The 20,867-nt window shown below is 64.1% G+C and carries 20 protein-coding genes; 10 read left to right on the top strand and 10 right to left on the bottom strand.

The annotated features are described in order from the left end of the window. Positions 1–46: 46 nt before the first annotated feature. The 3 genes from HB777_03785 to HB777_03775 all read left to right on the top strand — a co-directional run bounded on the left by HB777_03785 (position 47) and on the right by HB777_03775 (position 3,484). The gene (locus HB777_03785; protein QND63127.1) at positions 47–328 is read left to right on the top strand and encodes a hypothetical protein; all 282 of its coding nucleotides are present in this window, start codon (positions 47–49) and stop codon (positions 326–328) included. Further along, positions 325–1,989, top strand: coding sequence for a Na/Pi cotransporter family protein (locus HB777_03780; protein ID QND63126.1), 1,665 nt, complete (start codon positions 325–327; stop codon positions 1,987–1,989). The genes HB777_03785 and HB777_03780 overlap by 4 nt, the downstream gene beginning before the upstream one ends. A gap of 310 nt (positions 1,990–2,299) precedes the next feature. Beyond that, complete coding sequence (locus HB777_03775; protein ID QND63125.1) at positions 2,300–3,484, top strand: MFS transporter; 1,185 nt, start codon at positions 2,300–2,302, stop codon at positions 3,482–3,484. 17 nt (positions 3,485–3,501) lie between these two features. Here the strand turns inward: HB777_03775 and cadA are convergent, their stop codons facing one another. Then, complete coding sequence (gene cadA / locus HB777_03770; protein QND63124.1) at positions 3,502–5,748, bottom strand: cadmium-translocating P-type ATPase; 2,247 nt, start codon at positions 5,746–5,748, stop codon at positions 3,502–3,504. A 107-nt stretch (positions 5,749–5,855) separates the two neighbouring features. Here cadA and HB777_03765 point away from each other — a divergent pair, with 107 nt between their 5' ends. Both HB777_03765 and HB777_03760 read left to right on the top strand, forming a co-directional pair. Further along, on the top strand, positions 5,856–6,272 hold the full coding sequence (locus HB777_03765; GenBank protein ID QND63123.1) for a helix-turn-helix domain-containing protein: 417 nt from the start codon (positions 5,856–5,858) through the stop codon (positions 6,270–6,272). Positions 6,273–6,338: 66 nt separating this feature from the next. Continuing rightward, positions 6,339–7,376, top strand: a complete 1,038-nt coding sequence (locus tag HB777_03760; GenBank protein ID QND63122.1) for a P1 family peptidase — start codon at positions 6,339–6,341, stop codon at positions 7,374–7,376. 6 nt (positions 7,377–7,382) lie between these two features. Here HB777_03760 and HB777_03755 read toward each other — a convergent pair whose 3' ends face one another. Further along, on the bottom strand, positions 7,383–7,940 hold the full coding sequence (locus HB777_03755; protein QND63121.1) for a GNAT family N-acetyltransferase: 558 nt from the start codon (positions 7,938–7,940) through the stop codon (positions 7,383–7,385). A gap of 181 nt (positions 7,941–8,121) precedes the next feature. After that, positions 8,122–10,317: a catalase/peroxidase HPI gene (gene katG, locus HB777_03750; GenBank protein QND63120.1), complete on the bottom strand. Its 2,196-nt coding sequence runs from the start codon at positions 10,315–10,317 to the stop codon at positions 8,122–8,124. A gap of 311 nt (positions 10,318–10,628) precedes the next feature. Here katG and HB777_03745 point away from each other — a divergent pair, with 311 nt between their 5' ends. Beyond that, the gene (locus tag HB777_03745; GenBank protein ID QND63119.1) at positions 10,629–11,582 is read left to right on the top strand and encodes a LysR family transcriptional regulator; all 954 of its coding nucleotides are present in this window, start codon (positions 10,629–10,631) and stop codon (positions 11,580–11,582) included. A gap of 18 nt (positions 11,583–11,600) precedes the next feature. On the opposite strand, the gene HB777_03740 is transcribed toward HB777_03745, so the two are convergent. After that, positions 11,601–12,314 (bottom strand): DNA helicase, encoded by a 714-nt coding sequence (locus HB777_03740; protein QND63118.1) that lies wholly within the window; start codon positions 12,312–12,314, stop codon positions 11,601–11,603. A gap of 362 nt (positions 12,315–12,676) precedes the next feature. On the opposite strand from HB777_03740, the gene HB777_03735 reads away from it, so the two are divergent. Next, positions 12,677–13,651 carry a hypothetical protein gene (locus HB777_03735; GenBank protein QND63117.1) on the top strand — a complete coding sequence of 325 codons (975 nt, stop codon included), beginning with the start codon at positions 12,677–12,679 and terminating at the stop codon, positions 13,649–13,651. A gap of 54 nt (positions 13,652–13,705) precedes the next feature. Here HB777_03735 and HB777_03730 read toward each other — a convergent pair whose 3' ends face one another. Then, positions 13,706–14,497: an alpha/beta fold hydrolase gene (locus tag HB777_03730; protein ID QND63116.1), complete on the bottom strand. Its 792-nt coding sequence runs from the start codon at positions 14,495–14,497 to the stop codon at positions 13,706–13,708. 101 nt (positions 14,498–14,598) lie between these two features. Here HB777_03730 and HB777_03725 point away from each other — a divergent pair, with 101 nt between their 5' ends. Beyond that, a complete protein-coding gene (locus HB777_03725) occupies positions 14,599–15,564 on the top strand; it encodes a LysR family transcriptional regulator (protein ID QND63115.1) in 966 nt (321 codons plus the stop codon). Here HB777_03725 and HB777_03720 read toward each other — a convergent pair. Next, positions 15,527–16,231: a DUF4336 domain-containing protein gene (locus HB777_03720; protein QND63114.1), complete on the bottom strand. Its 705-nt coding sequence runs from the start codon at positions 16,229–16,231 to the stop codon at positions 15,527–15,529. The genes HB777_03725 and HB777_03720 overlap by 38 nt on opposite strands. A 136-nt stretch (positions 16,232–16,367) precedes the next feature. Here HB777_03720 and HB777_03715 point away from each other — a divergent pair, with 136 nt between their 5' ends. Beyond that, entirely contained in the window at positions 16,368–16,964 is a 597-nt protein-coding gene (locus tag HB777_03715) for a TetR/AcrR family transcriptional regulator (GenBank protein QND63113.1), read from the top strand. A 14-nt stretch (positions 16,965–16,978) separates the two neighbouring features. Here HB777_03715 and HB777_03710 read toward each other — a convergent pair whose 3' ends face one another. The 4 genes from HB777_03710 to HB777_03695 all read right to left on the bottom strand — a co-directional run bounded on the left by HB777_03710 (position 16,979) and on the right by HB777_03695 (position 19,327). Then, entirely contained in the window at positions 16,979–17,686 is a 708-nt protein-coding gene (locus tag HB777_03710) for a DUF2807 domain-containing protein (GenBank protein ID QND63112.1), read from the bottom strand. 48 nt (positions 17,687–17,734) lie between these two features. Further along, positions 17,735–18,301: a DUF1700 domain-containing protein gene (locus tag HB777_03705; GenBank protein QND63111.1), complete on the bottom strand. Its 567-nt coding sequence runs from the start codon at positions 18,299–18,301 to the stop codon at positions 17,735–17,737. After that, complete coding sequence (locus tag HB777_03700) at positions 18,298–18,624, bottom strand: PadR family transcriptional regulator (GenBank protein ID QND63110.1); 327 nt, start codon at positions 18,622–18,624, stop codon at positions 18,298–18,300. Before HB777_03700 ends, HB777_03705 begins: the two co-directional genes overlap by 4 nt. A 253-nt stretch (positions 18,625–18,877) precedes the next feature. Next, the gene (locus tag HB777_03695) at positions 18,878–19,327 is read right to left on the bottom strand and encodes a GatB/YqeY domain-containing protein (protein ID QND63109.1); all 450 of its coding nucleotides are present in this window, start codon (positions 19,325–19,327) and stop codon (positions 18,878–18,880) included. A 278-nt stretch (positions 19,328–19,605) separates the two neighbouring features. Between HB777_03695 and carA the strand changes: the two genes are divergently transcribed. After that, a complete protein-coding gene (gene carA / locus HB777_03690; protein QND63108.1) occupies positions 19,606–20,811 on the top strand; it encodes a glutamine-hydrolyzing carbamoyl-phosphate synthase small subunit in 1,206 nt (401 codons plus the stop codon). The last annotated feature ends 56 nt before the right edge of the window (positions 20,812–20,867 follow it).

Below are 20,867 nucleotides of genomic sequence, written 5' to 3'. Positions count from 1 at the left end.
CCTGCATTACAATTGTGTAATGAATTCCTTCTGTTACCCAAGAGAATTGAACATCACTGTAAAGGCAGGGAGCCAGCGCACGGCAAACCCGGCCGATCCGCTGCATCACAGCGGCCTGGCAATGCAACCATTTGCGCGTCCGTCCATTTTCCGACACCGCTTGTCGCGCTGCAACGGCCCCTTGAAATCGACAAGATTTTATTATCCGGCTAAAATATTCGAACTAATATCGACCAACGCCATGATCATGATTCGTAACCTCGCTTTTCATCCCGCTCGCCACGCCAAACAGGGCGCGCGCCCTGTTTGCATGCAGGCGGCGACATGAGCGGGTCCGTCGTCCTCCTGCATCTGGCCGGCGCCGTGGCGCTGATGCTGTTTGCCACCCGCATGGTGAAGACCGGCGTCGAGCGCGCCTATGGCGACGTGCTGCGCCATCGTCTGCGCGCCACCATGCGCAATCCGATCATGGCGGTGCTGGCCGGCACCTGCCTCGCCATCGCCCTGCAAAGCTCCACCGCCGTCACGCTGCTGGTCGGCTCCTTCGCCGGCTCCGGCATCGTCTCGGGCGCCGCGGGCCAGCTTGCCGTGCGCGGCGCCGAGATCGGTTCGGCGCTGGTGGTCAAGCTGCTGACCTTCGATCTCACCCTGCTGGTGCCGCTCTGCCTGATCACCGGCACGGTGATGTTCATGGCCACCGAACGGCGCGACTGGCGCCAGTCCGGCCGCATCCTGGTCGGCATCGGCCTGCTGATCCTGTCGCTGGAGATGATCGGCCAGGCATCGGAGCCGCTGCGCAACAGCCAGCTCATGCCGGTCATCATCAACTACTTCTCGACCGATTCCATCACCGCCTATCTGCTGGCGGCGCTCATCACCTGGCTGTTCCAGTCGAGCATCGCGGCGGTGCTGTTGATGGCGACGCTGGCCGGCCGTGGCCTGATCACGCCCGAACTCGGCGTCGTTCTTATCCTCGGCGTCAACCTCGGATCCTCGATCATCGCGCCGATGCTGACCCGCTCGTCGAGCCCCGAAGTGCGCGTCGTGCCGATCGGCAATCTCCTGATGCGCGGGCTTGGCTCGCTGATCATGCTGATCCTGGTCATGATCTTCAGGCCGCACTTTGCCTTTCTCGGTTCGACGGCGGCGGACCAGATCGTCAATGCCCACATCCTGTTCAATGTGCTGATCCTGCTTGCTGGCCTGCCGCTGGCAGGGTTCGTCTACCGTGCTTCGGAGAAGATTGTCGCACTTGGCACCAAGCCCGTGCCGGCCGCCTCGCTTGACGTCGTCGAGCTGTCCGCCTTGAACGAAAGCGCGCTCGACGTGCCGAGCCAGGCGTTGGCCAATGCCACGCGCGAGGTGGTGCGGGTCTGCGAGACGATCGAGATCATGCTCAAGCGCATCATCGAACTCTACGAAAGCGCCGACGCCGACAAGATCAAGGCTCTGGCCGCACTCGACGACCGCGTCGACCGCAAGCACGCTGCGATCAAGCTCTACCTTGCCAAGTTGACCAGGAACCCGCTGACCGAGGACGAGGCCCTGCGCTGCCAGGAACTGATCGGCGCCTGCGTCAAGCTCGAGCAGGTCGGCGACATCATCGTGCGCAACATGCTGGTGCATGTGAAGAAGAAGTTCGAGCGCGGGCTGGAATTCACCGACGAGGGCTGGAGCGAATTGTCCGCCTTCCACAGCTCAGTGCTGGCCAATGCGCGGCTTGCCTTCAACGTTTTGGTGTCGCGCGATCCAGAGACTGCCCGCCAGCTGGTGCTGGAAAAGGACCAGTTGCGCGACCGCGAGAAGGAAACCAGCGCCAGCCATTTCGTACGCCTGCGCGACGGCACCGCCAAGAGTGTCGAGACCAGCTCGATCCACCTCGACACCATCCGCGACCTGAAGCAGATCAATTCGCTGCTGGCCTCGATGGCTTATCCGGTGCTCGAGGAGCGCGGGCTGCTGACAGGGTCGCGGCTCAAGGCGAGCTGAGGAACTGCCGATCTCCCCCCTCGTGGGGGAGATGTCCGGCAGGACAGAGGGGGGCGCCGTAGAGCGCGGCCGATACCGCCTTTTGATTTTCTTAGTTTGTCACCGGCGTCAGCTCAGGCAGAAAGTTTGATAGGCTGGCGGGACAGCGCCCCCCTCTGGCCTGCCGGCCATCTCCCCCACAAGTGGGGAGATTGGCGCTTCACCGCCTCGCACCCAATTCAAGAAAAGCTAAAGCGGCGCCAACAATTTCTGGATTGCCCGCAAAGCCCATCCGTGGTTTGAGGCGCTTTGCTCAGGATCGCTTCCCGCCATGTCGCTTCCGCTCATCGCCCTGTTCATAGCCGCCTTTGCCTTTGGCACCACCGAGTTCGTCATTGCCGGCGTGCTGCCGCAAGTGGCGCAAGGTCTTGGCGTTTCGGTTCCCTCGGCCGGCTATCTCGTCTCCGGCTATGCCTGCGGCATCGCCATCGGCGGTCCGCTGCTGGCGCTCGCCACCAAGTCGCTGTCGCGCAAGACCTTGCTGCTCGGCCTCGCCATCGCCTTCACCATCGGCCAGGCGGCCTGCGCGCTGGCGCCCGACTTCACCTCGATGCTCTTGTTGCGCATTGCGGTGGCGGTCGCGCACGGCGCCTATTTCGGCGTCGCCATGGTCGTCGCCGTCGGTCTTGTGCGCGAGGACCAGCGCGGCATGGCGGTTGCCGTCATCCTGTCCGGCCTCACCGTCTCCAACGTCATTGGCGTGCCGGCGGGCACTGCGATCGGCAACATCTGGGGCTGGCGCGCGACCTTCTGGGTGATGTGTGCGCTGGGCGTGGCGGCAACGCTTGCCATGGCAGCCCTTTTGCCGCGCACCACCGGATCGTCAGCCAGGCCCGCCGGTTTCGCCCGCGAGGTTCGCGTGCTGGCACGCCAGCAGGTCTGGACCTCGTTGATCCTGATGCTGATGCTGATGATCGGCCAGTTCGGCCTGTTCACCTACATCACCCCGACACTGCTGGAGGTCACCAGGCTCGACGAGAACCTGGTGCCGTGGGTGCTGCTGCTCAACGGCGTCGGCGCGACGCTCGGAGTCTTCCTTGGCGGCAAGCTCTCCGACTGGAAGCTGATGCCGTCATTGATCACGATGCTGGGCTTGCAGGCGGTGACGCTGGCCGTCATCTATGCCGTCAGCCCCTATCCCCTGCCGATGGTTGTCGCGATCGTCATCTGGGGTGGTCTCAACTTCGCCATCGGCACACCGATCCAGACCCGCATCCTGGCCTGGACGGCCGACGCCTCGAACCTCGCTTCCTCGCTCATTCCGTCCGGCTTCAATGTCGGCATCGCGCTGGCCGCCTCGCTGGGCGCCGCCATGCTGAACAGCGGCTATGGCTATCGCAGCCTGCCATTGCTCGGCGTCATCGCCATGCTGGTCGCCGTCGCGGTGGCGCTCGCCTCTTATGTCTGGGAAGGGCGCAGCAACGCCACGCCGCCGCTGACGGCCCCGGCCGAATAGACCACGAAACAAAACCTTCACCCGCGCCAGCGTAGCAGGCGCATGGCGTTGGCGGTGACCAGAACGGTCGCGCCGGTATCGGCCAGGATCGCCGGCCACAGGCCGGTGATGCCTAAAATGGTGGTGACCAGGAACACTGCCTTCAGCCCGAGCGCCACGCTGATGTTCTGGCCGATATTGGCCATCACCGCCCGCGACAGTTTTACCATGCGCGCGACGTCCATGACGCGGCCATGCAGGATCGCCGCGTCGGCCGTTTCCAGCGCCACATCGGTGCCGCCACCCATGGCGATGCCGATGTCGGCGGCGGCCAGCGCCGGCGCATCGTTGATGCCGTCGCCGACCTTGGCGACCTTGAGCCCCTCGCGCTGCAATTCACCGACGATGCGCTGCTTGTCCTGCGGCAACAGCTCCGCCCGTGCCTCGATGCCGAGCGAAGCGGCGATGGCTTCGGCGGTGCGGCGGTTGTCGCCGGTCAGCATCACCGCGCGGATGCCCTCAGCCTTGAGCGCCGCGATCCCGGCCGCCGCATCCGGCCGCGGCTCGTCGCGCATGGCGATCAGCCCGGCCACCATGCCATCGGCAACAAGCACCGAGACGGTCTTGCCCTGGCCGTTGAGGCTGTCGACGGCAAGGCGCTGTGCTTCGGTCATCACGGCGCGTTCGCCCGCCGCCTGGCCGGAGCCGAGGAAGACAGCAACGCCGCCAACGCTGCCCTCGACACCCTTGCCCGAGATCGCCTTGGCCGCGAGAGCCGGCGGCACCGGCGCCTTATCGACCTTGGCCCGGTCCAGGATCGCCAGCGCCAGCGGATGGCTGGAGCCCTGCTCCAGCGCTGCCGCCAGCGCCAGCACGGTGCGTTCATCCCTTCCATACGCCACAATGTCGGTGACGACAGGCTTGCCCGCCGTCAGCGTGCCGGTCTTGTCGAAGGCCACCGCCGTGATACGGCGAAAGCCTTCCAGCACGGCACCACCCTTCATCAGCAGGCCGCGCCGCGCGCCGGTCGCAAGGCCGGCGGCGATCGCCGCCGGCGTCGAGATGACCAGCGCGCAGGGGCAGCCGATCAGCAGGATCGCCAGGCCCTTGTAGATCCATTCGTTCCAGTCGCCACCGGCAAGCAGCGGCGGCAGCAGCGCCACCAGCGCGCCGACCGCCAGCACAGCCGGCGTATAGGTGCGTGAGAAGCGATCAATGAAGCGCTCTGTCGGCGCCTTGGCCTCCTGCGCCTCCTCCACCAGCCGCACAACACGGGCGATGGTGTTGTCGGAAGCGGCCGCCGTCACCCGCACCTTGAGCACGCCGTCGGTGCTGATCGTGCCGGCAAAGACGGCGTCCGCGACGCCCTTGCGCTTCGGCGTGCTCTCGCCGGTCACCGGCGCCTCGTCGATATCACCAGCGCCCTCGACGATCTCGCCATCGGCGGGGATACGGTCGCCCGGCCGCACCACGATGACGTCGCCGACAGCAAGATCTTCAGCAGGAACCTCTGACGTGCCGCCTGCCCGCTCGACCAGCGCTGTCTTCGGCACAAGATCGGCAAGTCCCTGGATGCTCGCCCGCGCGCGCCCGGCGGCGACACCTTCCAGAAGTTCGCCGATCAGGAACAGCACCACAACGGCGGCTGCCTCTTCCGTGGCGCCGATCGTCACGGCGCCTGTCGCCGCGATGGTCATCAGCATCTCGATCGAGAACAGCGTGCCGGCCAATGCCGCCATCAGCGCGCGCCGGGCGATCGGCACCAGGCCGACCAGCAGGGCGGCCAGGAAGACCCAGCGCTCGGCCACTGGAAACAGATGGCCGATGCCGTAAGCGGCAACAAGCGCCGCCGCGCAAGCCAATGTCAACGCAGCACGGCGGGAGCGCCACCACGCCTGCCCCGGCTCGGCATCGCTGTGGAGATGAGATGACCCGGCAGCCTCGTTGGCGACCTGTTCGCCGCCATGCTCGTGATCGTCGCCGGAGTGATCGTGGCCCTCGTGGTCATGGTCAGCATGGTCATGCGTCGAGGCTGTCGGCGATGCGCGCCCGTCGGTCCTGCCTTCCGCCTTGACGATGCCGTAGCCGAGCCGCGCCACCTGCTGCAGCACCTTGCCATCGTTGAGCGAACCGCCGTGGCTGACCGTCATGGAGGCGCCTGTCACCGAAACCGAGACATCGGCGACGCCGTCGAGACGACGCACCGCCGTATCGATCTTGGCCGCGCAGGAAGCGCAGTCCATGCCGCCGATCTTGAACCGTGTCTGCCTGAGGGGCGTCGTCATCACATCACCTGTCTGTCTTGCCCGCGCGGCGTCGCCGCATGGGTCTTGAATGCTGATGTCAGGCACTGTAATTGCTCTAGTCACTAGAGCTTCAAGAGGCAAAATTCATGTTTTCGATCGGTGATCTCTCACGCCGCACCGGGGTCAAGGTGCCGACCATCCGCTATTACGAGCAGATGGGCCTTGTTGCCGCACCCGAGCGCTCGGAAGGCAACCAGCGCCGCTATTCCAGGCAAGAGCTGGAGCGGCTGGCCTTCATCCGCCACGCCCGCGACCTCGGTTTCGCCGTCGAGGACATCCGCTCGCTGATCGAACTGAGCGGTCATCCCGAGCAGCCCTGCGGCCACGCCGACAAGATCGCCGGGGAGCAACTGATCTCGGTGCGGGAAAAGATTTCCCAGCTCAAGCGGCTGGAGGCCGAACTCGAACGCATCGCCACCTGCTGCAATGGCAAGACGGTCGGCGACTGCTACGTCATCCGCGCGCTGTCAGATCATGCGCTGTGCGCCGACGAGCATGGGTGACACTCCAACAGGGTCCCGGCGCGGACCTCGGCCCAGACGCGGGTCGTTTGTGAGCCAGGAGCAGGCATGACCAGGACTGTCGGCGATTTCGGCCTGACCTGCGGCATCCTGCCCGCGGGCGCCAACAATGCGATCACCGACGTGCCCGGGGTCCGTGTCGGTCACTGCACGCTACGCAAGGGCGACATCAACACCGGCGTGACCGCGATCCTGCCGCATGGCGGGAATCTGTTTCGCAAGAAGGTGACGGCGGCAGGCCATGTCATCAACGGCTTCGGCAAGACGGTCGGTCTGACGCAGGTGCAGGAACTCGGCACCATCGAAACGCCGATCCTCCTGACCAACACGCTCTCGGTCGGCACCTGCGCAACGGCGCTGATCCGCGACGCCATCCGCCTGAACCCGGATATCGGCCGCTCGACCGGCACCGTCAACCCAGTGGTCGGCGAGTGCAATGACGGGCCGCTGAGCGACATCCAGGCACTGGCGATATCAGAAGAACACGCCCTTGCTGCGCTGGCGGATGCGCATGATGGCGCGGTCGAACAGGGCAATGTCGGTGCCGGGACGGGAATGAGCTGCTTCGGCTTCAAGGGCGGCATCGGTTCGGCGTCCAGAAAGATCGCGCTCGGTGGCGACCGTCATCTTGGCGTTCTCGTCCTGTCGAATTTCGGCAAACCCGGAGACCTCGTGCTCCCGGATGGGCGCAGGCCCGATCCCAGGCAGCCGGACCGGGTCGAACGCGGCTCGATCATGATCATTCTGGCAACAGATGTTCCACTCGAACACCGCCAACTCGAGCGTGTGGCACGCCGCGCCGGAGTTGGCATCGCAAGGCTTGGCTCCTTCTGGGGCCATGGCAGCGGCGACATAGCCATCGCCTTCAGCACCGGTAACATGGTCGACCACGATGAAGCCCGCGATCTGGTGCCGTTGCTTACCCTCAACGAAGCGCGCATCGACATGCTTTTCCGGGCGGCGGCGGAGGCCACGCAGGAAGCTGTGTTGAACTCCATGCTGTCCGCCCAGACCTTCACAGGCAGGGCCGGCACGCGGCGCACGTCGCTCGCCGACTGGCTGCGCGATCAGGCCGAAAAGCGATAAAGCGAGCTACAGCTCGATCCGAAACCGCAAACTCTCCACTCCGCCATAGGCGGCATCCTCGAAGAAACGCTCGACCAGCTTGCCGCCATTAGCAAGGATCACCTTGTGCGAGGCCGGGTTGCCCGGCTTGGCGGTGATCTCGACATAAGGCAGGCCGACCGCCCTCGCCTCCTCCAGCATCAGCCGCAGCGCCTCGGTGGCGTAACCGCGCCGCCGCTTCCACGGCACCACCGCATAGCCGATATGGCCGAGCACATGCGGCGGCAGCGCTGCCGTGCCCTTCTGCCAGCGAAAGCCGATCGAGCCCGATGCCTCGCCGTCCCAGATCCAGCGGCGGAAGCCCGGCAGGCGCGGCACTTTCGTCCCGTCAGGCAAGGCGATCGGGCCGCCCTTGGCCTGGGGATCATCGAGGTCGGCGAGAAAAGCCACCGGATCCTTCTCGATCGCCGCAAGCTGCTCACGCGTCGCCTCCAGCAACCGCACATTGTCCGGCGACCAGCCGCGCTCGAGCGCCGACTTGTAGGACGGCAAATGTTCAAGCGCGGGTTTGACGATTTCGACCATGATGCACCGTGGAGACGCTAAGCCGGTAAAATAGCATCCTTGCCCGGGAAGGCACGGTCCACCAAGGCGCGGCCTCTTACGACAAGGGCCGCGCTCCCATCGCTGGAAACGCGGCCCTGGTCTTATGTCCTTGGGAGGACTGTCGATCCGGCGCGGCAGCACCGGAGCGCCTATGGCAGGCTCAGGCGATGTCGAAGCGGTCGGCGTTCATCACCTTGGTCCACGCCACCACGAAATCCCTGGCGAATTTCGCCTTGGCGTCCGCCGTTGCATAGACTTCGGCCAGCGCCCGCAGCTGGGAGTGCGAACCGAAGATCAGATCGGCGCGGGTGCCGGTCCACTTGACTTCGCCGGTCTTGCGGTCGCGGCCTTCGAACACGTCCTTGGCCTCCGAGTTCGCCTTCCACTCCGTGCCCATGTCGAGCAGATTGACGAAGAAGTCGTTGCTCAGCGTTTCCGGCTGCTTGGTGAAGACGCCGTGCCTGGACTGCCCGGCATTGGCGCCGAGAACGCGCAGGCCGCCAACGAGAACCGTCATCTCCGGCGCCGTCAGCGTCAGCAGCTGCGCACGGTCGACCAGCGCTTCCTCGACGGTCAGCCGCTGCTTGCCGCTGACATAGTTGCGGAAGCCGTCAACCGTTGGTTCCAGCGGCGCGAAGGAGTGGATGTCCGTCTGCTCCTGCGAGGCGTCCATACGGCCCGGCCAGAAGGGAACGTCCACGCTGTGGCCGGCGGCCTTCGCGGCCTTCTCGACCGCTGCACCGCCACCGAGAACGATCAGGTCGGCAAGCGAGACCTTCTTGCCGCCGGTCTGCGAAGCATTGAAGTCCTTCTGGATCACTTCGAGCTTGTCGAGCACCTTGGCGAGCTCCGCCGGCTGGTTGACGGCCCAGTCCTTCTGCGGCGAAAGGCGGATGCGCGCGCCATTGGCGCCGCCGCGCTTGTCGGAACCACGGAAGGTCGAGGCCGACGCCCACGCCACCGAGACCAGCTGCGACACCGACAGGCCGGACGCCAGGATCTTGGCTTTCAGGGCTGCTGCGTCCTCTTCGTCGATCAGCACATGATCGACGGCCGGGATGACGTCCTGCCAGGGCAGCTCTTCCTTGGGAACCAACGGGCCGAGATAGCGTACGAGTGGGCCCATGTCGCGATGGGTCAGCTTGTACCAGGCGCGGGCAAACGCGTCGGCGAACTGATCCGGGTTCTCATGGAAGCGCTTCGAGATCGTCTCGTAGGAAGGATCGAACCGCAGCGCGAGATCGCTGGTCAACATGGAGGGCGCGTGGCGCTTTGCAGCGTTGTGCGCATCCGGCACGGTGCCCGCACCCGCGCCGCCCTTCGGCGTCCACTGGTGTGCGCCAGCCGGGCTCTTGGTCAGTTCCCAGTCGAAGCCGAACAGGTTGTCGAAGAAGTCGTTGCTCCACTTCGTCGGCGTCGTCGTCCAGGTCACTTCCAAGCCGCTGCCGATGGCGTCGCCGCCCTTGCCGGTGCCGAATTTGCTCGCCCAACCGAGGCCCTGCTGCTCGATGTCGGCGCCTTCCGGCTCCACGCCGACCAGCGTCGCATCGCCGGCGCCATGGGTCTTGCCAAAGGTGTGGCCGCCGGCGATGAGCGCGACGGTCTCCTCGTCGTTCATCGCCATGCGCGCGAAGGTGTCCCGGATATCGCGCGCCGAGGCCAGCGGATCAGGCTTGCCGTTCGGCCCTTCCGGATTGACGTAGATCAGGCCCATCTGCACGGCGCCAAGCGGGTTCTGCAGATCGCGGTCGCCGCTGTAGCGCTCGTCGGCCAGCCACTTGCCCTCGGGACCCCAGTAGATGTCCTCTTCCGGCTCCCACACATCGGCGCGGCCGCCGGCGAACCCGAAGGTCTTGAAGCCCATCGATTCCAGCGCGACATTGCCGGTGAGGATCAGAAGATCGGCCCAGGAGATCTTGCGGCCGTATTTCTGCTTGATCGGCCACAGCAGCCGGCGCGCCTTGTCGAGGTTGACGTTATCCGGCCAGCTGTTCAGCGGCGCGAAGCGCTGCTGACCGGCCCCGGCGCCACCACGGCCATCGGCGATGCGGTAGGTGCCGGCGCTGTGCCAGGCCATGCGGATGAACAGCGGCCCGTAATGGCCGAAGTCGGCCGGCCACCACTCCTGCGAGTCCGTCATCAGCGCATGCAGGTCCTTGATGACGGCGTCGAGGTCGAGGCTTTTGAATTCCTCGGCATAGTCGAACGCCTCACCCATCGGATCGGACAGCGGCGACTGCTGGTGGAGAACCTGGACATTGAGTTGATTCGGCCACCAGTCGCGGTTGACCCTGCCAACGGCTGTGTGCACGACCGGGCATTTGCCCTTGCTGTTATCGTCTGTGTTGGCGTCCATGTTTTTCTCCGATCGTGGCTGTGTTGAGCTTTGCCTCAACGGCTGCGTGAACAAGGGCCTGGAATGCCCTTCGAGACGGTCAGCTCCATGGCCGCCGCGACGGTCAGGAGCCCGAATATGCGAAATGTCCTACTGCCCTGAGCTTGCCCTGGACAAGATTGCGTTGAACAAAAACAGCCCCGAACGCACGCCCGCACCGATGATGCGGACTGTGTGGCGTCGGCTGCCTTTCATCTCCCTACCAGACTCTATAGCAAAGCGGATCGATTAATATAAGTTGGATTTACTGATCACAGAGATAAGGTGTGGTTATGGCAAACCTGACCCTGAAGCAGTTGCGCTATTTCGAGGCCCTGGCGCGGCACAATCATTTTGGGCGCGCGGCGGACGCCTGTGCGATCTCCCAGCCCGCCATTTCGGTGCAGATCAAGGAATTGGAAGAGACGCTGGGCACCGAGCTGTTCGAAAGAGGCCCGCGCCAGGTCCGGCTGACCAATTTCGGCGAGGAGTTTGCCCTGCGCGTGCGCGACATCCTGCGTTCGGTGGACGAACTGGCTGATCTCGCCCGCTCTTCGCGTGACAGGCTGGTCGGCCGGCTGCGCATCGGCGTCATCCCGACGGTCGCGCCCTACCTCTTGCCGACCATCATCGGCAACCTTTCACGCATGCATGACGGCCTCGATATCCATGTGCGCGAGACGCTGACGCAAAAGCTGATCCAGGAACTGGCCGACGGCCGGCTCGATGCGGCTATCGTCGCGCTGCCGGTGTCCGAACCGTCGTTGACGGAGGTCGTGCTGTTTGCCGAAAACTTCGTGCTGGTCCGGCCCGGTGAGGACGAGGGAAAGCCGGTGCCCAATCGCGAGATGCTGCGCGAAATGCGGCTGCTTCTCCTGGAAGAAGGCCATTGCTTCCGCGATCAGGCGCTGTCGTTCTGCAGCATGCATTCGGCACGGCCGCGCGAGTTGCTGGACGGCAGCTCGCTGTCGACCCTGGTGCAGATGGTCGGCGCCGGCATCGGTGTCACCTTGATTCCGGAAATGGCCGTGGCGGTGGAGACGCGCTCGGCGCCGGTCTCCATAGCGCGCTTCAGAAGTCCCCAGCCGTCGCGCACGATCGGCATGGTCTGGCGCAACACCAGCCCGATCGCCAAACAGCTGCTGCGGATTTCCGAAGTCGTTCGCCAGTCGGCCGACGCGCTGCGCGCGCAACACAATCCTGCATCGGTTGCGCACCTCCTGAACCTCACGGCTGCCGCCCAATAGAGGCTGCTGACCGGATCGTCAGCTCGCTGCCTGGAACCGGATTTCGCCCCTGTTCAGAAAACATGTCTTGTTGAACAGCGACAGATCCAGCGGGTTCGGCAACCGGACATCGCTGATGTCGGGAACCGGCTTCTTCGCCGGATCGTATGACCGGTCGATCTGCGAGATGAAGACGAGGATCAATCCCCTGTCGCGCGCAAAGGCCTTCAGCGTGCGAACCTGCGCCATCAGTTCCGGGTTCTCCCGCTTCTGATCGAGCAGTTGCAGATAATCGATCACCACCAGCGTGCGGCGTGGCGCCAAGCTCAACGCACTGACGATGTAGTCGGCGCTGATGGCGTCGGAATTGTCGAATATGAACTGGTCGTTGAACCGTGCCGGGTCCGCCCCGATGGCGCGAAACCGGTCGAGCACATCCTTTTGCGTATATTCCAGCGTGAAGAACACGCCGCGATGGCCGCACTTCATGGCTTCGATTGCCAGTTCGAGGCTCATCAGCGTCTTGCCGTGGCCAGGTCGTGCACCCACCAGAACGAGATCGCCGGGCGCAAGTTGCGCAAACAATCTTCCGGCAGGCGCCGCCTCGGCTGCTTTGGCTGCAAGCAGGCTCCAGCTGCTGAAACCTTCCTCGGTTGCAACACGATTAAGTGCTTCGTGGAGCGCAATCTTGCCCTTGCGAGACAATAACCTGGCTTGACGCTTGAGATGGTGGATGGGCGCGGACAGCTTCATTGCAAAACCTCCTGGTGCGAGCGGTTTTAGCAATCCCTCCTTATGCCTGGTGCTCGAACAGTCGGTTCGGAGATAAGATGGCCCTGCATGAACGATGCTTTCCCGGCGGAGGGAGGAGGCGTGGGCTGCGCCAGAATCAAATGATAACCCAAATCCGTAGGGAACGAAAATCGCGGACAGTCAAAGATGCGGAGACGTCCGCCGCAAGCCCGCAGCCTGTAGGGCGCGTTTGCGCCAAGAAGGGCGCGCTAAACAAAGGGGCGCTAAACAAGATGTGTTTCGCCTGATAATGCGAGGCCCTTTATGATTGATTCCCGGCGGCAACACCGCAAGGAAACGGTCTTGGCAGGAGAAGTGAACCCGTGCGGTTGAGATTCGTCCCCCTGGGCATCGTCCCGATCCTCAGCCTCCTCGTCGCCGTCATTGCCTTGACGGTGTCGGCTCGATCCTCTGCCGCACCATCAGGCGTTCCAGCCTGGCTGCAGGCCCATGTCGGCGACAGCGACGGTCAGATCTCGCAAGTGGTGCTGGAACGGGCGCGCGCGCTTTACCTGAAGAAGGTCGCGCAGGGCGCGGTCAGGAACCCCTGCTACTTTGCCATGGATGCGACACGCCCCGGCGATCTGGGCAATGGCGTGCTCGGGCGCCGGTATTACGTCATATGCGAAGCCAGCCAGTCGTTTCGCGCGATCTCGTCGGGTCATGGCGGCGGCCGCAACCTGAAAGGCACTGTCGATTTTTCGAATGGCAGGCGGTGCTCGAAGAACTTCGGCAACGCCATGGATTCAGAACTCACGGCCGGCGGGGCCTATATGACGCGCGAGGCGAAAACGTCGTTCAAAGGCTTTTACAGCACCGGTGGCAAGCAGGATTCGGCTTTCCTGCGCACCTTCATACAGTTCGACGGCGAAGGCGAAGCCGCCAACGCCAGGCAGCGGGTGATCGGCGGCCACGCGGCGCAGGTGCTGCGCGCCCAGTGCATGCGCAAGAATCCGAACAGCTCATATGCCAATCATGACGGTCTGGTGCCGTTCGGCAAGCTGGTCGACTATCCTGGCGGCCGCAGCAATGGCTGCACCAGCTGGTCGCCGACGGATGCCCGGCAGATCATTTCGATGGTGAAGGACAATCCGACGACGCTCTACATCTATCCGGAATCACGCGACATCGCCGCAGTGGCCGCCAAGCGCGGGACCTACTGGAACGCATCCTGCCTGAAGGAAATCGGCGCTCCGAAATTCTGGCCGAAGAAAACCCTCGAGCCAATGATTGCTCAATACAAGAAGGATCATCCGGCACCGCCGCCGCAGCCGTTGCCGATCTGCAAGGGATCCTGAAGTCCGCAACCGGACAGGCTGCGAACTTCACTCACTGCTAGCTCGCGCCCCAGTTCAGCGCAGAAAGCCGAGCACGGCCTGCATGAACTCGGCAGGGTATTCGACATTCGACAGGTGAACCGCGGGCAGCACGACCAGCTTCGCGCCGGGTACCGCCGTCGCAATCAGTTCGCTGTGGCTGACTGCCGTCACCGTGTCGTGCTGTCCGGCGATCACCAGCGTTGGCCGGGAGATCAGCGCTACAGTGCGGCGGAGGTCCGCATCGCGAACCGCCGCGAACAGGCCCGCCAGGCCGTGCCGATCTATGGTCAGCAGCATGGTGCGAAAGTCTTCGACCACGGGCGCGTTGGCAGCCACCATAGACGCGGGGAACCAGTTGCCGAGGAACGTCTCAGCGGTTTCCGACATGTCCGGCGCCTGCTGCACGGCGGCAATCCGCTCGTCGAAATAGCTTGCCGGCGAGAGATGGGACGAGGTGTTGCTCAGGATCAGCCGGTCGATCCGCTCGGGCGCATGGATGCCGAGCCATTGCCCGACAAAGCCACCCAGCGACAGGCCGAGAAAGTTCGCGCGCTCAATGCCGAGCGCATCGAGCAGCTCGATCACGTCGCGGCCAAGCCGGTCGAGCGAATAGGCGCCGGCCGGGGCGCTCGATCCTCCATGGCCGCGAAAATCATAGCGCAGAACACGGAAATGCTTCGATAGCTCGTCGACCTGCCTGTCCCACATATGCAGCGTGGTGGCGATGGAGTTCGACAGCATCAGCACCGGCTTTGTGGCATCGCCGTCGATGCGGTAGGCGATGCGCGTGCCGTCGCCGATGGTCACGAAATTCAGCCCGTTCATGGTGAAAATTCCTTCTGGAACGTTGAATGAGCCAGAACGTAGCCGTGACGCCTTTTTGTTGATATTACAAAGATAAGACAATCTCTGTAGGTAAAGCTGACATGGCGGAATTCACCCTGCATGATCTGCAATGCTTCGATGCCGTGGTTCGCACCGGCGGCTTTCAGCCTGCGGCGGCGTTGCTCCATCGCTCGCACCCGGCGGTGTTCGCCGCCGTCGCAAAGCTGGAACGGCAGCTCGACCTTGTCCTCCTGGATCGCAGCGGCTATCGCGTGCGCCCCACCGAGGCAGGGCTGTCGTTCCACCGCCGGGCACGTCAGCTGCTGCGCGAACTGGAGGGCTTGCGTGTCCATGCCGCCCAATTGGCAATGGGCGAGGAAAGCGAGATCCATGTGGTGATCGGCGATTTGTGCCCGCGCCCGCAGGTGCTGGGGATGCTTGGACGGTTCTTCGCCCACTGCCCCGGCACGCGCCTGCATCTGCACTTCGAAGCCGTCGGCGGCCCGTGGGAGCGCCTCTTCGATGACGAAGCCGATTTGATCCTGCACTGGATCGACAAGGGCGATGCGCGGGTGGAATGGGTCGACCTGTGCAAGGTGCCGTTCATTCCGGTGGTGGCGCCGGGCTTTCTGCCAGAGCCTATCAAACAACCGATCACCCTGGATCACATGCACGCACTCACCCAATGCGTCATGCGCGACACCGCCCGCCATTCACCCCGACATGACTACTTCATGGTCGAAGGTGCGCCTCAGTGCATGGTGGCCGACCAGGGCATGAAGAAGGAAATCATCCTGCAGGGCCTCGGCTGGGGCCACATGCCCAGCTTCCTGATCGAGGAAGAGTTGCGCGACGGACGCCTGCAATCCATCGCCGGCCGTCATCTGCCGGGGCGCACCGACGAGCTGGTGGTGGCGCGCCGCCGCGACCGGCCGCACGGGCCGGTCGCGAACCGGCTATGGGATCATATCCAGCAGGAGGCGCCGGCATTGCGCCGCGCGCTCGAACCGCCGAAATCTGCCCAGGACGTTACTGGCCAACCAGCCAGCGAAAGGCGCGGCGTATGAACGCCTGACCGTTCTCGGTGACCGGTTCGCCATGCGCCATCAGCACCTGTTCAGCCGGCCAGGCCAGCACACGTTCGATGGCGGCACGCGCGGCACGCCGGTCGGTAAAGGCGGCGCGGAATTTTCGCGGCACCGAGGGCTCAACGGCCACCATCAGATCCAGCCGGGCAACGAGCGCTCGCCAGCCCTTGAACCAGCCGGGACGGAAATGCTGGATAAGATCGGTGAACAGCACCGTCCTGCTTGCGTGATGAAAGAAGACAATTTCGGTCGTGATCCTGTTGCCGCGCATGACGACCTGATCGAGATCGTCGGCCCAGTCGGTATCAGGCGTATCGTTGAGATCGCCGTCAAAGCGGATATCCCTGCGCTTTTCACGCAGGCCGGGCGGCGCATACACCTTGGCGTTGGGATAGCTCTGTTGCCAATCACCAAGGAATACGTGGTGAAGCGAATTGGGCGGGATCAGGAAGCGCACCTCGCCCAAGGCGTCCACCTCGGCGCGCAGCTCGTCCGTGAGCTCTACCGGTGACCAGATGAAGAGACCGCCGCCGGACAATCTGATCACGGCCATGCGCGTGGGATAGTGAAAGCCGGCGGCGGCCGTGACGGTCGGACCATCCGCAATCCAGATCCCCGGGCCGAATTCTCTGAGGATGCCAACCATTTTGCACAATGCTTCCGATGGATACGCTTGAATTTCGATGCGCCACGGTCAACCGTTCGCGGGATTGGCGACTGCCGGAGACCGGGAGTCGCGCTTTAAAGTTTACACATGTGTAAATTTACACCATGGTATAAAAATGACAACCCCAAAGCGGACCGAACGGTCGCGAAGCCTCATCCTCGATGCCGCCGATGCAGCATTCCGGGAACTCGGATTTGCCAACACCTCGGTTGAAGAGATCGCGACGCGCGCCGGACTGACCCGCAAGACGGTCTACAATCTGTTCAGTTCGAAAGAAGAGATCGCCTTGCGGCTCATCGCCCGCGTGGAAGCGGGCGATGCGGCCTACCGCGCCCGCATGGCGGCGAACGAAGACGTGTTCGTCCTGCTTGAAACCGTCTTTCTCGACAGCGCCGGTTGGTGCCTGGCCAACCCCTCGCTTGCCAGGCTGGCCCTTGCCCCGGCCGAGCGCCCGTCCCTGCAGCCACCGGCGGACCGCCCCTCGTTCCAGCTCCTGGTGCGGGACCTTCTGGTGCTTGGCCAACGGCAAGGTGTCATTCGCGAAGACGACGACGCCAATTTCATGTCGCTGGTTCTGCTTGGCATATACGGCCAGGCGATGCTTTCCGCGCTTTCGGGAGGGCCGTTCAGCGAGGACGAGATCAGGCACCTCATCCGCATCGTTGTCGAAGGGATTGGCGAACGCTCCCCGGACCGGATTGGCGAGGCCTAGCCCGCGGGCCGGAGCTACGGCACCTGCGTGATGCTGCCGCTGCCTCTGACCTCCGAACGCCGCATGGTCGGGTGCCCGTAGAGCTCGACGTCGCCGCTGCCGGAAATCGACACGTCCGCATCCGCCTGTGCGGTAATCTGCGCATCGCCGCTGCCACGGATCGTGATCTCCGCGGATTGGGCGATCAGGTTTTTAAGCTGCCCGCTGCCCGAACCGGAAATCTCCAGATCGACCGTTTGAGCGGTGCCCGTGGCGGCGACGCTGCCGCTGCCGCGGATGCTCAACCGCAGCTCAGGCTGATTGATCTGCGACAGGGCAAGGTCGCCGCTGCCCAGCAGTTTCCAATCTGAAATCGCCGGCCCCGACACGCTGACATCGAGCCGCGACGCAAACCAGCCCGGCTCACAATCCAGGGTGAGCCTGCTGCCTTCCATCCGGACATGGTCGATCAGGGTTGAATCGCCGCTCACGACGGCCTCGGCCTTGTCTCCCGGCTGATAACGGACCGCAGCCGGCAAGGCGATCGTGAAACTGCCGTCGGCGCTGAACGGCAGCGTGACCTCCTTTCTGGTCGATGTGGTCGCTCCGCAGGTGGATTGCCCGCCAATCCATGAGCCCCCGGCATTGACCCAATCCGGTCCGGCAAGCCCAATGCCCACAGCCAGAAACAGCGCGGCGCCGGTCAGTCCCGCCATCGCGGTGAATGCCAGTTTTCCAGTCATTGTCCGTCTCCTTCAACGTGATGACAAATTGCACGGGCTTGGCAACGCTCAAGCGCGGTCATGGTCCGGCTGAGTGATACGGGAATGCAGCCGGGCATAGCGCCCGACAACCCGTATGCCGGCGCTCAGGGCCAGCAGCAGCAGGGCGCCGCCGCCGATAAGGCAGCTCACCAATCCGGCGCCGATGAAGAGGCGGCCCAGAGTCGCCGTGAGCGTGCCGCCAGGGTCGAACAGCAGTGTGGTGAGGATGATCTTGATGCCAAGCGCGCCGACAGCGACAAGCGTGATGCCAACGCCGAACGCCAGGACGACCGCGGTGATGAGCAGAGGCAGCAGGAAGACAATGTCGACGAAGGCCAGCCCGGCAAGCGCGAGTGTCGCCGCCAACATGTTCGACACACTCCAATGGGCTTCGAAACGGCGCAGCCCGGCTTCGGCCCGCAATTCCCGGGCGAGCCTGGCCGGATCACCCAAGGCGGAAGCGACTTCCGCCTCGCTGCGGCCCGAGGCATCGGCGAAATGGGCGGCGTAGTCGCCGACAATGTCCTCGATCTCCTGACGCGGCAGGCCGGCGAGCCCCAGTCTCAGCGTGCGCAAGAAGGCGTCCCTGGTCATGGCAAATCCTCTAGAAGTTTATCGACCGCGCCCGAAAAGGAACGCCAGTCGCGGCTATGCGCTTCGAAAGCCTGCTGGCCGAGTGGCGTGAGCCGGTAATATTTGCGTGGCGGCCCGCTGCTCGACTCGACGATGCGGGTAGCGACCAGGCCGTCATTCTGCATCCGGCGCATCAGGGGATAGATCGTGCCCTCCCCCATGCTCACCGCGGCGACCAGCGTGCTGGCGATTTCATAGCCATAGCTTTCGCCCCGCGACAGCACCGCCAGGACGCACAGATCGAGCGCGCCTTTTCGCAACTGCACCTGGATCGAGTCGGTCATGGCAGGCCTCAAGTTCGAGACCTGTATATAACACGCTACCTGTTTATGCAAGGTAGTGGTTTGAGCGCTCCCCAATGGCCGCCTATTTCCGCGGCGTCAGCGACTTTCGTCACCGAAGGCGGTTCATGGCAGATCGGTTGTCGCCGCGAGGATCAATCCGCCGACGACTGCAGGCTCATGCTGTGGTTTGAGTCAGGCTACGCCCCCGTCCGGAACACGCTTGTACGCCCCGCTACAAGTGGCGGGAAAAGCCCTACTGCAGCAGGCCCTTGACGATGCCGCTCGCCTTGCCGAAATCCATCTGGCCGGAATATTTCTGCTTAAGCGCGGCGATCACCTTGCCCATGTCCTTCTGGCTGGCGGCTCCCGTCGCTGCGATCGCCTCGCGCGCCGCAGCCGCGATGGCCGCATCGTCCAACTGCGTCGGCAGGAAGGTGCGGATGATCTCCATCTCGCCGCGTTCCTGCGCGGCCAGTTCCGGCCGCTTGCCCTCGTCGAAGGCCTTGGCCGATTCCTCGCGCTGCTTCACCATCTTGGCCAGGATCTGCAGGATTTCCTCGTCGCTGGCCGGCTCCTTCGCCGAACCGCGATTGGCGATGTCGCGGTCGTGAATGGCGGCCTGGATCAGCCGCAATGTCGGCAGCCGGTGCTTGTCCTGCGCCTTCATCGCGCTCTTCAGGGATTCGGCGATTTTGCCGCGCATGGTGCATTCTCCTTCGATCGGCGCGGACAATAGCGCCGGGGAATGCGCAAGGCAAATCCCGAAGGCAGACGTCAAATAGCTGATATTGTTCGATGAAATAAATCCATACCGCTCGGTGCCGGCATCATTGACCGCTTTGGCCCCTTCCCCTATGTACTGGGCCTTGCATGAACTGAGTTTTGACTGCGCGCAGGCTTGCGAAATCGCTGCCGTGCGCCGTTTGCTGCGCCAAGGTCCGCCGGGCCAATTGAAGGGCGCAGCCTTTTAGGAGTGCCGCCATGGCCACGATGACCGCCCCTTGGACCACTGAAAAACCGACCGCGCTGTTGGTGCTGGCCGACGGCACCGTCATCGAAGGTCGCGGCCTCGGCGCCACCGGCTCCGCTGTCGCCGAAGTCTGCTTCAACACGGCGCTCACCGGCTACCAGGAAATCCTCACCGACCCATCCTATGCCGGCCAGATCGTCACCTTCACCTTCCCGCATATCGGCAACATCGGCACCAATGACGAGGACATCGAGGACCTCAATCCGGCCGCCCGTGCCGGTGCCGTCGGCGCCGTGTTCAAGGCCGATGTCACCAACCCGTCCAACTACCGCGCCGGAACCGGTCTCGACCAGTGGCTGAAGAAGCGCGGCATCGTCGCCCTGTCGGGCATCGACACCCGCGCACTGACCGCGCTGATCCGTGAAAAGGGCATGCCCAACGCCGTCATCGCGCATGCGCCCGACGGCGTGTTCGACCTCGACGACCTGAAGCGGCGCGCCGCCGCATGGTCGGGCCTGATCGGGCTCGACCTCGCCAAGGAGGTCACGTCAGGCCAGTCCTCGGTCTGGCGCGAGACGCCCTGGGTGTGGAATGAAGGCTTTGGCGAACAGGCCGAGCCGACCATGCATGTCGTTGCCATCGACTACGGCGTCAAGCGCAACATATTGCGCCTGCTCGCCGGCCTTGGCGCCAAGGTCACCGTGGTGCCGGCCAAGACCGGCGCAGAGGAAATCCTCGCCATGCAGCCGGACGGCATCTTCCTCTCCAACGGCCCCGGCGACCCGGAGGCCACCGGCGACTATGCCGTGCCTGTCATCCAGGATCTGTTGAAAACCGACATCCCGGTGTTCGGCATCTGCCTCGGCCACCAGATGCTGGCGCTGGCGCTGGGCGGCAAGACCGCCAAGATGCATCAGGGCCATCACGGCGCCAACCATCCGGTCAAGGACCACACCACCGGCAAGGTCGAGATCGTCTCGATGAACCACGGCTTTGCCGTCGATGCCGACTCGCTGCCATCAGGCGTCGAGGAAACCCACGTCTCGCTGTTCGACGGCTCGAACTGCGGCATCACGCTCACCGGCCGGCCGGTGTTCTCGGTTCAGCATCACCCCGAAGCCTCACCCGGCCCACAGGATTCCCACTATCTGTTCCGCCGCTTCGTCAATTTGATCCGCGAAAAGCGCGGCGAGGAATTGCTGGCCGAACGGGCTTGAGCGCAAGATAGCGCGGCGCGGTTTTGGGAGCAGCAACATGCGTAAAGACACAGACC

Origin of the sequence: Mesorhizobium loti, from assembly GCA_014189435.1 — a bacterium.
Classification (GTDB): Bacteria; Pseudomonadota; Alphaproteobacteria; order Rhizobiales; family Rhizobiaceae; genus Mesorhizobium; species Mesorhizobium loti_G.
The sequence above is the reverse complement of the archived record's forward strand: the minus strand, read 5'-3'. Positions and strand labels throughout refer to the sequence as shown.

Excerpts from the sequence above, each read along its gene's own strand:
- HB777_03740 (QND63118.1), bottom strand. The coding sequence starts at position 12,314 with ATGAAGCTGTCCGCGCCCATCCACCATCTCAAGCGTCAAGCCAGGTTA.
- cadA (QND63124.1), bottom strand. The coding sequence starts at position 5,748 with ATGACGACGCCCCTCAGGCAGACACGGTTCAAGATCGGCGGCATGGAC.
- HB777_03765 (QND63123.1), top strand. The coding sequence starts at position 5,856 with ATGTTTTCGATCGGTGATCTCTCACGCCGCACCGGGGTCAAGGTGCCG.
- HB777_03700 (QND63110.1), bottom strand. The coding sequence starts at position 18,624 with ATGACCGACTCGATCCAGGTGCAGTTGCGAAAAGGCGCGCTCGATCTG.
- HB777_03745 (QND63119.1), top strand. The coding sequence starts at position 10,629 with ATGGCAAACCTGACCCTGAAGCAGTTGCGCTATTTCGAGGCCCTGGCG.
- katG (QND63120.1), bottom strand. The coding sequence starts at position 10,317 with ATGGACGCCAACACAGACGATAACAGCAAGGGCAAATGCCCGGTCGTG.
- HB777_03725 (QND63115.1), top strand. The coding sequence starts at position 14,599 with ATGGCGGAATTCACCCTGCATGATCTGCAATGCTTCGATGCCGTGGTT.
- HB777_03730 (QND63116.1), bottom strand. The coding sequence starts at position 14,497 with ATGAACGGGCTGAATTTCGTGACCATCGGCGACGGCACGCGCATCGCC.
- HB777_03755 (QND63121.1), bottom strand. The coding sequence starts at position 7,940 with ATGGTCGAAATCGTCAAACCCGCGCTTGAACATTTGCCGTCCTACAAG.
- HB777_03760 (QND63122.1), top strand. The coding sequence starts at position 6,339 with ATGACCAGGACTGTCGGCGATTTCGGCCTGACCTGCGGCATCCTGCCC.
- HB777_03775 (QND63125.1), top strand. The coding sequence starts at position 2,300 with ATGTCGCTTCCGCTCATCGCCCTGTTCATAGCCGCCTTTGCCTTTGGC.
- HB777_03695 (QND63109.1), bottom strand. The coding sequence starts at position 19,327 with ATGCGCGGCAAAATCGCCGAATCCCTGAAGAGCGCGATGAAGGCGCAG.
- carA (QND63108.1), top strand. The coding sequence starts at position 19,606 with ATGGCCACGATGACCGCCCCTTGGACCACTGAAAAACCGACCGCGCTG.
- HB777_03705 (QND63111.1), bottom strand. The coding sequence starts at position 18,301 with ATGACCAGGGACGCCTTCTTGCGCACGCTGAGACTGGGGCTCGCCGGC.
- HB777_03715 (QND63113.1), top strand. The coding sequence starts at position 16,368 with ATGACAACCCCAAAGCGGACCGAACGGTCGCGAAGCCTCATCCTCGAT.
- HB777_03780 (QND63126.1), top strand. The coding sequence starts at position 325 with ATGAGCGGGTCCGTCGTCCTCCTGCATCTGGCCGGCGCCGTGGCGCTG.
- HB777_03710 (QND63112.1), bottom strand. The coding sequence starts at position 17,686 with ATGACTGGAAAACTGGCATTCACCGCGATGGCGGGACTGACCGGCGCC.
- HB777_03720 (QND63114.1), bottom strand. The coding sequence starts at position 16,231 with ATGGTTGGCATCCTCAGAGAATTCGGCCCGGGGATCTGGATTGCGGAT.